Source organism: Frankia sp. AiPa1 (assembly GCF_023243075.1).
Taxonomy (GTDB): Bacteria; Actinomycetota; Actinomycetes; order Frankiales; family Frankiaceae; genus Frankia.
Genome location: NZ_JALKFZ020000115.1, coordinates 1 through 12,585 on the forward strand (window position 1 = coordinate 1; position 12,585 = coordinate 12,585).

The 12,585-nt window shown below is 70.5% G+C and carries 9 protein-coding genes; 6 read left to right on the plus strand and 3 right to left on the minus strand.

Features of this window, described 5'->3' with window-relative positions:
• Positions 1–378: 378 nt before the first annotated feature.
• Positions 379–768 carry a YccF domain-containing protein gene (locus MXD95_RS09165; protein WP_250640124.1) on the minus strand — a complete coding sequence of 130 codons (390 nt, stop codon included), beginning with the start codon at positions 766–768 and terminating at the stop codon, positions 379–381.
• Positions 769–1,117: 349 nt separating this feature from the next.
• Here MXD95_RS09165 and MXD95_RS09170 point away from each other — a divergent pair, with 349 nt between their 5' ends.
• The 5 genes from MXD95_RS09170 (at position 1,118) to MXD95_RS09190 (ending at position 7,404) form a co-directional block, all read left to right on the plus strand.
• Positions 1,118–2,527, plus strand: a complete 1,410-nt coding sequence (locus tag MXD95_RS09170) for a cystathionine beta-synthase (protein ID WP_250640132.1) — start codon at positions 1,118–1,120, stop codon at positions 2,525–2,527.
• 18 nt (positions 2,528–2,545) lie between these two features.
• Positions 2,546–3,739, plus strand: coding sequence for a cystathionine gamma-synthase (locus MXD95_RS09175; RefSeq protein WP_250640125.1), 1,194 nt, complete (start codon positions 2,546–2,548; stop codon positions 3,737–3,739).
• Between the two features lie 484 nt (positions 3,740–4,223).
• Positions 4,224–5,132, plus strand: coding sequence for a hypothetical protein (locus tag MXD95_RS09180; RefSeq protein WP_250640126.1), 909 nt, complete (start codon positions 4,224–4,226; stop codon positions 5,130–5,132).
• Positions 5,133–6,212: 1,080 nt separating this feature from the next.
• Complete coding sequence (locus MXD95_RS09185; RefSeq protein ID WP_250640127.1) at positions 6,213–6,422, plus strand: hypothetical protein; 210 nt, start codon at positions 6,213–6,215, stop codon at positions 6,420–6,422.
• A gap of 430 nt (positions 6,423–6,852) precedes the next feature.
• Positions 6,853–7,404: an NADPH-dependent FMN reductase gene (locus MXD95_RS09190; RefSeq protein WP_250640128.1), complete on the plus strand. Its 552-nt coding sequence runs from the start codon at positions 6,853–6,855 to the stop codon at positions 7,402–7,404.
• Here MXD95_RS09190 and MXD95_RS09195 read toward each other — a convergent pair.
• Positions 7,393–8,409 carry a hypothetical protein gene (locus tag MXD95_RS09195; protein ID WP_250640129.1) on the minus strand — a complete coding sequence of 339 codons (1,017 nt, stop codon included), beginning with the start codon at positions 8,407–8,409 and terminating at the stop codon, positions 7,393–7,395. The two genes, MXD95_RS09190 and MXD95_RS09195, sit on opposite strands and share 12 nt — an antisense overlap.
• A gap of 127 nt (positions 8,410–8,536) precedes the next feature.
• Between MXD95_RS09195 and MXD95_RS09200 the strand changes: the two genes are divergently transcribed.
• Positions 8,537–8,980, plus strand: a complete 444-nt coding sequence (locus MXD95_RS09200) for a hypothetical protein (RefSeq protein WP_250640130.1) — start codon at positions 8,537–8,539, stop codon at positions 8,978–8,980.
• A 928-nt stretch (positions 8,981–9,908) separates the two neighbouring features.
• On the opposite strand, the gene MXD95_RS09205 is transcribed toward MXD95_RS09200, so the two are convergent.
• Complete coding sequence (locus MXD95_RS09205) at positions 9,909–11,630, minus strand: acyl-CoA dehydrogenase family protein (protein ID WP_250640131.1); 1,722 nt, start codon at positions 11,628–11,630, stop codon at positions 9,909–9,911.
• Between the last annotated feature and the right edge of the window lie 955 nt (positions 11,631–12,585).

Sequence of the window (12,585 nt, forward strand, 5' to 3'; positions counted from 1 at the left end):
GGGGGGGGGGGGGGGGGGGGGGGGGGGGGGGGGGGGGGGGGGGGGGGGGGGGGGGGGGGGGGGGGGGGGGGGGGGGCCCCCCCCCCCCCCCCCCCCCCCCCCCACCGCCCGCCACGTTCCGTGGTGGGCCGCCGAGCAAGATCCCGCCAAACAGGTCCCTCTGGGGGGCATATCGGACGCAGACGTGCCCATTACGACCTGTTTGGATCTTCCACCCCAACAAGGCTCTCAGTTCCGTCACGGAAAGTGAGATGTTTGCCCGTGGCTTCGCCCGGGGCGTTGCGCTGGCTTCAGCGGGGCCTGCCGGGCCAGGCCGGCCAGGGCCTGGCGGGCATTCACCGGACACTCCGGGGTAGAACGGTCACAGGGGCGGAACGGTCAGACGAAGACGCGGTCGTCGGCGTCGACGATCTCCTTGCCGAGCGGCATCAGCGAGACCGGAATCAGCTTGAAGTTCGCCAGGCCCAGGGGGATGCCGATAATGGTCAGGCACAGCACGACCCCCGTGGTGAGATGGCCCAGCGCCAGCCACCAGCCGGCGAAGACGATCCAGATCACGTTGCCGATCAGGGAGGCGTCCCCGGCTCCGGGCCGGTCGACCAGCCTGCGCCCGAACGGCCACAGGGCGAAGTTGGCCATCCGCAGCGCGGCGATACCGAACGGGATCGTGATGATGAGGATGAAGCACACCAGCGCCGCCAGGGCATAGCCGAGGGCGAGCCAGATGCCACAGAAGATCAACCAGATGATGTTGAGCACGAGACGCACCGTCGACCGCTCCCTCACGCCGACCAGGCCAGCCCGACCGGCCCGGTCATCCGACGAATCCCCCGCACGGGAAATTCCCCCTACGGCCTACCCCATCCGGAACGTGTTCACGACTCTGCGCGCGCATCGGAGGCCGCGATCCAGATGGCGATCCGCGCGGCGGCCCAGACAGCGACCCAGACAGCGATCCAGACAGCGATCCAGACAGCGATCCAGACAGCGATCCAGACAGCGATCCAGATGGCGATCCGGCCGGCACGCGGACCGGGCACCTGGGGCACGGACTCGCTACGGTCATACGCAGGGTCACCGCGCACTGCCTGACAGCCCTGATAGGTGGATGACCGCTATGCAGGTGTTCGATCACGTCGTCGATCTGGTCGGCGACACGCCGCTGGTTCGTCTGACGCCGACGATTGCCGAGTCCTCGGCGCCGGTGCTGGGGAAGCTGGAATACCTGAACCCGGGCGGTTCGGTGAAGGACCGGGTGGCGCTGACGATGGTGGCGGCGGCCGAGGCGTCCGGCGACCTGCGCCCAGGCGGGACGATCATTGAGCCGACCAGCGGGAACACCGGAGTGGGACTCGCGCTGGTCGCCGCCCGCCGCGGCTACCGGTGCGTGTTCACGATGCCCGACAAGATCAGCGAGGAGAAGCGGGCAGTGCTGCGCGCCTACGGCGCGGAGGTGGTCGTCTGCCCTACCGCGGTGGCACCGGACGACCCGCGCTCCTACTACGAGGTGGCCCGCCGGCTGGTGCGTGAGACGCCGGGTAGCTGGAGCCCGGACCAGTACTCCAACCCGCACAACCCGGCGGCGCACGAGGCGACCACCGGCCCGGAGATCTGGCATGCCACGGACGGCCGGGTCACCCACTTCGTCGCCGGCATCGGCACCGGCGGCACGATCAGCGGTGTCGGCCGTTATCTCAAAGGCGTGTCCGACGGGACTGTCCAGATCGTCGGCGCCGACCCGGAGGGCTCGGTCTACTCGGGGGGCAGCGGGCGGCCGTACCTGGTCGAGGGGGTCGGGGAGGACATCTGGCCGGCGACCTACGACCGCGAGGTGGTCGACCGGGTGGAGGCGGTCAGCGACCGCGACTCGTTCCTGATGACCCGTGAGCTCGCCCGGCGCTGCGGACTGCTGGTCGGCGGTTCATGTGGGCTCGCGGTGGTCGCGGGGCTGCGGGTGGCCCGGGAACTCGGGCCGGACGGCCTGGTCGTCGTCCTGCTGCCGGACTCGGGACGGGGCTACCTGTCAAAGATCTTCAATGACGAGTGGATGTACGAGTACGGCTTCCTGGAGCCGCCGCAGACCGGCCCCACCGTCGCCGACGCGCTGGCTTACAAGTCCGAGCAGAACCGGCGCGCCCACAACGGGGATGAGGGCAACGCCCCGCCGGACCTGGTGCACGTCCACCCGGACGAGACAGTCGGCGCCGCCATCAGTTACCTGCGGGAGTACAACGTGTCGCAGATGCCGGTGGTGGCGCACGAGCCACCCCTGCGGGCGGCGGAGGTCGCCGGTTCGGTGCTCGAACGGCAGCTGCTGGCCGCGGTGTTCGCCGACCGCACCGCCGTCGACGCCCGAGTGACCCAACATCTGTCCCCGCCGCTCCCCATGGTCGGCAGCGGGGAGCCGCTGTCCCGGGTCGTGACGGTCCTCGGCGACGACCCGGCCGTGCTCGTGCACGAGGACGGCAACCCGGTCGGTATCCTCACCCGGTCCGACCTGCTGAGTTTCCTGGCCGCAACCCCGTAGCGTGACGATATGGATGCCATGGACGACATGCCGCCCGCAGGGTTCGAGACGCTCGCCATCCATGCCGGTCAGGAACCTGATCCGGCGACCGGTGCCGTCGTCCCACCCATCCATCTGGCCTCGACCTACGCCCAGGACGGGGTCGGCGGCCTGCGTGGCGGATTCGAGTACAGCCGGTCGGCGAACCCGACCCGCACGGCGCTGGAGAGCTGCCTCGCGGCGCTCGAGGGCGGCCGGGCGGCGCTGGCGCTGTCCTCCGGCATGGCGGCGACGGACACGCTGCTGCGCGCCGTGTGCCGGCCGGGTGACCATCTGGTCATCCCGGCCGACGCCTACGGCGGGACCTACCGGCTGGTCGCCCGGGTGCTGAGCGCCTGGGGCGTGGAGTACAGTGCCGTCGACCTCGCGGACCCCGAGGCGACCCGGGCCGCGATCCGTCCCGGGGTGACCCGCCTGGTGTGGTGCGAGACGCCGACCAATCCGATGCTGACGATCGCCGATATCGGCGAGCTCGCGGCGCTGGCGCACGACGCGGGCGCCCTGCTCGCGGTGGACAACACGTTCGCCTCGCCCTACCTGCAGCAGCCGCTGGCACTCGGCGCGGACGTGGTCGTGCACTCCACCACGAAGTACCTCGGCGGCCACAGCGACATCGTGGGCGGGGCGATCGTCGTCGCCGACCCCGGTCTCGCCGAGCGCCTGCGTTTCCTGCAGAACGCGGCCGGCGCCGTCCCGGGTCCTTTCGACTGCTGGCTTCTGCTGCGGGGCATCCGGACCCTCCCGGTACGGATGGATCGGCAGTGCGCGAACGCCCGGCACATCGCGACCCACCTCGCCGCGCATCCGGCGGTCGAGATGGTGCGATACCCGGGTATGCCCGGCCATCCCGGCTACCCGGTCGCCGTGAAACAGATGCGCGACTTCGGCGGAATGGTCTCGTTCACCGTGCGGGGCGGCCGGACCGCTGCCCTCGACCTGTGCGCCCGGACCAGGCTTTTCACGCTGGCCGAGTCGCTGGGTGCGGTGGAATCACTCATCGAGCATCCGGCCAGCATGACGCACGCCTCGGTCGCGGATTCGCCGCTTGCCGTTCCGGAGAACCTGGTCCGGTTGTCCGTCGGTATCGAAAGCGCGGACGATCTCGTCGACGATCTGCGCCAAGCCCTTGACGGACTGCCTCCGTCCCCGGCCGCCGCGGCCGGTACGACATAGCCCGTGCTCACGGCTGGTGCCGTATAGCCCCTCTACGGCGTAGCCCCTCTACGGCGTAGCCCCTGGTACGGCATAGGCAGAGCAGCATGGTCAGCCGGACGCCGATTGCCTACCGCCGTTCCTCACGGCGATCACGCGTCCGGTCCGCGCGCCCCGCCTGCCTCACCTGCGCGCCCTACCTGCAGAAAAGGCGAATACATGTACGCCGATCTGAACATGAGGACGACATAGCCATCCTTAACCGGTTAGGGTTGTCGTACTGCGTTGGAAGTCGCGGGCGGGAAGTCGCGGGCGGAGAACATATGGCTGCACGTGCGGGTAGGGCGGGCACGTGTCCGGTCCGTCAGGCCGCGAGCGTCAGGAGTGCTGCATGGATGCCTCGGCAGACCGTCGCACGCTCCTTCGGCAGGGGGCGCTCACCTGCGCCGCTCTCACCGTCGGCGCGGTGGTTATCGCGGATGGGCCTCTCGGCGAGGGAGGTTCGGTGAGCATCCCCACGACCGACAGCCGCACCGCGCTGGAGGAAGTCGAGTCCGCGCTGCGGACGCTGGCGCGCCGCTGGGAGACCACGCCGCCCGCCGAGCTCGTGTCCCGGCTGTCGGGCCTCGCTCATCATGCCCGCACCATCGGCCGGTGGCGGCTCGGCGAGGCACTACGGCGTGACTGGGCGCGAGCCCACGGCCGCATCCTGGTCATGACCGCCGTTGCGCAGGGCGACGCGGGTCTGCCGGCCCGGGCGACGGCCTCGGCCCGTTCGGCGCTGGTCCTCGCCCGTCACGTCGGCGACTCCACCACCGTGGCCCACGCGCGAGTCGCGTTGGCAGAGCTTGCCGCCTACGCCTTCGAGAGCACCGACGACGGCCTCCTGCTCGCCCGGTCGGCGCGTGCGACCGCCCCCCACTCGCATACCGCGATCCTCGCCATCACCACCGAGGCACACATCATGGCGGCCCGGAACATGCCGGTGGCCGGCATCGTCGAGAGACTGCGCGCGGCGGATGCCATCGCCGCGACGCTGCCGGCCGGTACTCCCGGTTACAGCCTGGACGGCATCCACCCGGCGTACCTGCCGACCTTCGGCGGCGCGGCCCTGGTGGCTGCGGGGTCGCTGGCGGAGGGAGAACGCCTGCTGGACGAGGCGGCCGGACTGTTCGACCGGTCCCGAGCCTCCGGTGCGCTGGCCGCCGTTCGGCTCTACCAGGCCTCGGCCGCGATGCGGGGACGTGACCTGGAACGGGCGCAGATGCTGGCGACCACGGCTCTCGCCGCGTCGGCGGTGCGGCCCAGCAGCTGGCTGTCCAACGGCATTCTCACTCTCGCCCAGCGGGCCCGCCGGCAGGGGGCGGACTGGTCCGGCCTGGTGGTACAGGCCAAGGAATGGTCGCCGCTCTGAATCTCGCTGCCATGTTGAATCTGACTGCCATGTTCCGAAACCGCGGATCGGTCGAGCGAGGTCGACGTACGGCCCGCGATGCGGTGGTGGTCCGCGGTGGACGGGTAGTGCGCAGCGGTCGAGAGGTATGCGGCGCTCGAGAGATGTGGGATGGGTGGGAAAGAGGCGGCGCGCGGGCGACGCAAGGTGGTCGGGTGGTCCAGGCGGGACAGGACGTCACGGCCAGGCCGCGGGCGGGGAGCCCGCCGTTCGCGCAGCACACCCAGAATCAAGGGGACAGCCACGATGACCGCCAGAACGGTCACCAACAACAGCAGGAGCACAAATTCGGAAGATGAGATAACTGCTGACGGCCCACCCTCGAGGGACCGTGCGGGGACAATGTTCGGAACGATCGGAAGCGGCGGCGGAGTTGCCCGGGCGCCGGGCGGACTGTGAATTGGCACGGCGCCACGCTATCCGTTGGCGGACAATGCGGTGTGACCGGGTGCATCGCACGGGACAACATGGCGGACATCTCGGAGATTTAGCTTCGAGAAAAGCATCCAGAGCCACTGGTGGACGACGTCAACCTGACCGCCGTGCGATACCCCTCGCGCGTATCTGCTCCCTCTCACCCGAAAGTCATATCCGCATCAACCCGAGCACGGGTTTTCCCCGGGGCAGGCCACCGCACACACTGGTTCCCGCCGATATGCCGTGCGGCGGATCTCGGCGACCCCTCCTCCGCACCCGGCCGACCATCTCGGCCGGCCAGGTCCAACCGGAGCGGCCTATCCCGTTCCAGCACCTCGGGGATAAACCGCGGACCACCTCCGACACCCGACACAATGCCGGGCGCGACCGCCTCGTCACCTGCCGTCCCCGCCTCAGTGCGCGCAAGGTCACCGAGGGTCGGCCGGTGCGGATCCGCTGTGACCAGCGGGCCACCGTCGCCCCCACCGCCCGGGTATCGACCATTGCCCGGAATGCGGGCAACCAGGCGCAGGTATGCAGGTCCGCGTGTAGGTCGGCGGATAGCGGGTAATCCCACGACAGCCGCGAATCATCCCCAGCGGACACAGCGAAGAAGGAGCCGGTATGAGCACCCGGGTCGGGACCCGAACCAACAGCATCAGCCTTGGAACGTTGCTCTACCTCGTCATCGGCGTCGTCATCACCGCGAGCCAGCACTACTGGAACTTCACCGACTGGGACGGCCATGCGCTGAGCAGCTTCTTCACTGCCGTGGTTGCGACCCTGCTCTGGCCACTGGCCATCTTCTACACGTTCGTCCTGGAGACCCGCTGAGCCAGGGCCGCCGCGCCGTCCCCTGCTGTGCCAGTTGCCGGCTCGACCAGCCGGAAAATCCCGATCCCGGCGGCATGTGCTGGGAGACCGACCCGCTCTTTCCGGTCCCATCCAGCCACGTCCTCCCGCGGGCGTTACCCCACGAATATTTCCGGCTGAATTCCGCCCGGCGGTGCGCACCGTCATGGCACTGCCGGGCGGAATCTGTATTCCTCCATCGGGCCAGCAGCCACGCCCATCGGGTCAACGACCGCCCGACCGGCCGGCGGAGCGGACCGCCGGCAATAAGCCGGCCATAGTTCAGCAACAGTCCCGGTGAACATCTTCACGGCGAGCGGTGCGTATCGGCCTGCCCCGATAGACTGCGCAGCGCCCCCGGCACTCGCCCGTTCGTGGTGTCGGCCCGCGAGCGAACCAGGGAGGCCATCCGATGGAACCGAGCCGGATCGTCAGTGTGGTGGGAAATCCCAAGCCCGCATCCCGCACCCGGCAGGTCGCGCAGGCGGTGGCCGCCAGCGTCGCCGCCGCGCTGAGCGCGGATGGTCTCGAGGCGGAAACCGACGTGATCGAGGTAAGCGAGCTCGGCGCCGGGCTGCTGGGCTGGGGCGATCCGACCGTCGCGGCGGCTCTGCGCACGATCCGCTCCGCCGACGTTCTTGTCATCGCGACACCCACCTACAAGGCGACCTACACCGGGCTGTTGAAGCTGCTGCTCGACCAGATCGGCGCCGGCGAACTCGGCGGGCTTCCGACCATCCCCGTCCAGGTCGCGGCCGCGCCAGAGCACGCGCTGGCCGTCGAGGTCCATCTGCGACCGGTGCTCGTCGAGATCGGGGCCGCCTGCCCGACAACGGGTGTCTTCGTCCTCGACTCCGCGCTCGACCAGCTGTCCGTCCTGCTCGACGCCTGGGGTGCGGTGAACCTGCCGGCGATCAGCGCCCTGGTCGCGGCCCGGCGTGCCGTGCCCGCGTCATCGGCCTGAGCCGCTCGGGAAGCCTTCGGTCCAGCGGGAAGCACCCTGCCCACCGCCCGCAGGAACCGGCAGCGGCGCCGGGCGCGGCCCGCTGCCGTCCGCTCGCCCAGGCGATCCGTTCCCACCCAGGCCAGCACCACCGCCCAGGCCGGCACCACCCAGGCCGGGTCCGTCCGCAGTGATCCCGTCGCCGTCGGTGATACCACCGCGATGGCCGCCGCTGCCGGCACCGATCCCGCCGGAGACGCCGCGGCTGCCCTCGACGGGGCTGCCGTCTGCGCCCTCGCGGGACAGGCCGGCCTCGCCATGGCTGCCACCATCCGCGCCAACGCCGTAGGGGCTGCCCTCGACGGGGCTGCCGTCGACGAGGCCACCACCGAGGGGGGCGGTGCCGGGTAGACCGGCACCGTAGGGGTTGGCGCCGAAGGAGCCGCCGATGCCGGGCAGATCCAAGCGGCCGAGCAGATCCCACCGGCCGGGGGCAACCGGACGGGCAGGGCGGCCGCCTGGCGGGTTGGTGGGAGCGGTCGGCGCCGAGCCGCGTGCCGCGCCAGCAGCGCCGTCGGGACCGCTGCTCGGCCCGGCCGGGTCGAGCAGCGGCGTCTGGCGCGCGGCGTCGCCGAACGGCGGGGGCGTCGCCCCATAGATCGGGTCCGGATAAGGGGGAAGCGTCGGTATGGGCGGGGTGAGTTCGACACTCCCCTGAGCGGGAAGGCCAGTCTGACCGGACAGCCCAGGATCGGACCCATCGGAGGTGCCGGTGCTGGCGCGCCAGAGCTCTGTCTCGGCCGCACGCTCCGCCCGCAGGCTCGCATCGTCGTCCCGGGCGACACCAAGCGGTGCGGCGACACCGAAGGCGGTCACGGCGACGGTGAATCCGCCCGCTGCCACGATCAGGCCGCGACGCCGGTCGCGCAGGCCGAGCCGAGCGACCTGGCCACGTACCGTGGCCGCGATCCCGAGAACCATGACCGCGACGGCAACCAGTGCCAGCGCCATGGCGACAACAGACATCGGGCCCCCAGATCGCGGCGGTTGACCGGACAGCCCGACCGTAACTCACCAACAGTTATGCCATCGATACGCTGAGCTCCGTGTCGGCCTCGCCGGTCGCCATCAGGACGGTGTACCTGACGATGCCGTGGGGGCCGAAGGCGCGGCGGAGACCGACGGTGGGGCCGGCACCGAAGTCGCAGCGGGCACCGAACTCACGGGAGGCGCAGAGGTCGCGACGGATGCCGAGGACATGGCGGATGCCGAGGAGTCGGCGGAGTCTCGCGGCTGGCCTGGCCAGCGAAAGATCGGTGGCCAGCGGCTCGGTGCCGAACGGGTGGGGCTCGCCGAGGGCGACGTTCCGGCCGAGCCGCTCGAACCGTTGGTGGGGCTGGAACTCCTTGTCCGCGGACGGCTCGGGCTACGCGACGGTGCCGTGGTCCGCGACGACTCGGGTATCCGGGGAGGCGCCGAGGTCCGGGCGGGAGTCGGGTATGACGGCGCGGACGTCCTCGGGGGCGACGATGTCCGCGTCGGGGCCGTGGACTGGGTCCGCGTGGGACTACGGCCGACGGCCGACGGTCGTGGCTGAGCGGGGCTACGCGGACGATTCGTCCCTACCCCGCCGGCACCACTCGGACCACTACCACCGTTCGAGCCACCGCCGCCCACCGAACCGCCACCGCCAGCCGGAGTGGACGGTGGCTTGGTCGTCGAACCACCACCAGATCGAGGGGGGGTGGTAACCGGCCCACCGCCGTGTGACGGGGAGACCGGGCCGGAGGGGGAAGTGGTGCGAGGCGGTGAGGTCCTGGGGGGTGAGGTGCGAGGCGGCGAGGTCCGGGGCGGCGGAGCGGGTTGGGGCGGCGGATCGGTCCAGGGCGGCGGAGCGGGTTGGGGCGGCGGTTCGGTCCGGGGCGGCGGAGCGGGTTGGGCTGGGGTGCGAGGCGCCGTGCCGGCCCCGGAGCCGGCCCGCCCGCCGCCCGCCGGAGAGGCCGGGTGAGGGGCGCCACCTGCGCCGGAGCCGGAAATGCCGGACCGTGCCGACGGCGGGCTGACAGGTGGCCCCGCGCCAGTCGCAGGCTGTGGCTGTCCGTAGGCGGCCGGGCTCGACCCACCCGCATCCGCGGCGGCCGGGCTACCGTCGGGACCGCTGACAGGCCCGGACGCGCCGGGGGGATCTCCCCGACGGGGCACGATCGTGGCCGTGCCGGACGGCCGCGGCAACAGGAGCACACCGCTCGAGGATCGGTTGCGGTCGCCACCGTCCCCGGTGCCCACGCCGTGCGCGGCCAGCACGCTGAACGCGAGCAGCGCCACCGATCCGGCACCGGTGACGATGCCGGCGCGGCGGCGGCCGTGAATCCAGGCCCATTCGGCCTGGCCGCGAACCAGGCCGAGGATCCCGGCGGCTATTACCAGCCCGGCAACAGCCAGGCAGAAGTACATCATGGAGACCCCCCGCGGGCGTAGTCGCCTACCAGACTAGGGGCGATCCAGTGATTTTCTCCGAACGGGAGCTACAAAGCGTTTCTACTCTTTCCCGACTCGTGACTGATATCACCGGTTGAATCAGTATCCGGACCTGTCGAAGCAATCCGATCGAGGATACCCGCGGTATCGGTTCCCGCTGGAAGCGTGCCGAAAGCGAGACCGCCGTCACCGGCAAGCCGGGACGCGCAGAACGCATCCGCGACCGCCGTCGGCGCGTGCTGGACGAGCAGGGATCCCTGCATGACGAGCGCGAGCCGCTCGACGAGCCGACGAGCGGTGAACGGATCGCCGACGGCATCCGCGAGGTTCCCGCGGAGCTGGTCCCAGGCCCGATCGAGCCGGGAGTCGGCGCCGCGCGCCGCGTCGATGTCGGCGCTCACCTCCGCCAGGCCCCCCGGTTCCCGGCTCAGCGCCCGCAGAACATCCAGTGCGTTGACGTTCCCAGAACCCTCCCAGATTCCGTTCAGGGGCGCCTCGCGATACAGCCGCGGCATTCCTGATTCCTCGACGTAGCCATTTCCACCCAGGCACTCGAGTGCCTCCACCACGACTCCCGGTGCACGTTTGCACACCCAGTACTTGGCCACTCCTGTCGCGATTCGCCGAAAGGCCCGCTCGCCCTCGTCACCGCGGACGGAACGATCCACGGCACCGGCGATCCGCAGCATCAGCGTGGTGGCCGCTTCGGTTTCGACGACAAGATCGGCCAGCACGTTGCGCATCAACGGCGCGTCGATGAGCCGGCTGCCGAACGCCCGCCGGTACCGCACATGATGCGCCGCGGCCGTCACCGCCGCCCGCATCCCGGCGGCGGCGGCGAGGGCGGCGTCGAGCCGGGTAAGCGTCACCATCTCGAGGATGACGGCGACGCCGCGTCCCTGCTCCCCGACGAGCCAGGCATGCGTGTCGTCGAACTCCGGCTCGCTGCTGGCGTTGCTGCGATTGCCGAGTTTGTCCTTCAGCCGCTGGATACGGAAGGTGTTGCGGCTGCCGTCCGGCAGTACCCGTGGGACGAGAAAGCACGACAGCCCGCCGGGCGCCTGCGCCAAGACAAGGAAGAGGTCGCTCATCGGGGCGCTGGTGAACCACTTGTGCCCACGCAGCCGGAAGGTGCCGTCCGGGGCCGGAGTCGCCGTCGTGGTGTTCGACCGCACGTCGGAACCGCCTTGTTTCTCGGTCATGCCCATGCCGGCGAGCAGGCCCGCCTTGCCGGCCGGCACCCGCAGCCCCGGGTCATACACCCGGCTGGTCAGCAGCGGCTCGTAGCTGGCCGCAAGCTCCGGCGCGGCCCGCAGCGCGGGAACCACGGCGTAGGTCATGGACGCCGGACACAGATGGCCCTGCTCCACCGTGCCCCAGACCAGGATGTTCGCGGCCCGCGCCACGTGCGCGCCGGGGCGCGGTTCGGCCCACGGCACGCCGGCCATTCCCTCCCGCACGGCGACGTCGAGCAGGGCATGCCAGGCCGGGTGAAACTCGACCTCGTCGATGCGGTGGCCGTAACGATCGTGGGTGCGCAACTCGGGTGGATGCCGGTCGGCCTGCTCGGCCCAGCGCAACGCCTGCTCGGAGCCGGCGAGCACGCCGAGCCGGCGCAGGCCGGGAAGGTGCCAGCCCGCGCCCTCCCGGACGAGGGCGCCGCGCAGGGCCGGATCCGCGGACGGGTCATGGCCGACCAGCGGCGGCGGCTGGTTGGTCACCAGATGGGTGCTTCCGGAGCTTCCGGTACCACCAGTCGGCGTGCTCATCGCGACTCCTGTCCCTCTCCCCCACGACGTACCGCCCTGGCCCGGCAGGCCGCCGGTCGACGCGCGGGGCGCCGATGCAACGGCAACGTAATCATCGGCGGTGGCACCGGCCGTCCCGGGGAATTCGCCGATGCCACCTGACGGTGTGTCGAGGCGTCCAAGTTCTACCAAGTACCAGCGTCGTGATCCGCTGGCCGCGGGATGCCAGTGCACCGACGCACCGCCCACAACGTGCGCATGGGATGGCTGGTGGACGGTCGCTTTATTGATTCTGCCGACCGCCTGACTGTCTCGCGCCCACGGTTAACGAGGTGCTTGGTAGGCATGGGGTCCCAAGAAGGATCCCCGGAATCAGTGTTCTGGGCGTCGGGAGGAGTGGCGGCCGCGCGAGCCCGCGGGTCGGATCCGCCAGGCAGCGGGCCCCCGCGGATCGACCGGCTCCGCGACGTCGCACGGACGCGCTCATCACACCCCGCGTCAAGCCGCGATCATCTGATCCTGCTGCGCGACCCTCCGCCAGGCGGGTCGATCGGTGCATTACACAGAGTATCCACGAATGCGGAAAGTAACGACCTTTGGCGGTCGACACCAGCACCATTCGCCATTGGATGGTGACCAGATCTCGCCGCCCACGGCCGTCCCCACGACGCGACCAGGCACGCAAGGTCAGCACCAAGATGCCTGTCGCAAAGCAACATTACCTTGGGCTTTCACTGTGTAACTTTGGGTATCCACAATTCCGCCCCACGGAGAATCGACGAGACCGCAGCCAGGTCGCCCCCGAACCATCCCATTGTCGCGGCCCGCACACTGCGCGATCGGGGCGGACCCAAACGAGCGGCGGCCACCGAAATCTGTCGGCAAGAACTCGTATGCTCACCCAGGGCTGCGCGAAGGTAGCTTTCGGCTACGATCAACTACGTTGAGTAAACGCCAGGTGTGATGGCTCACGCGT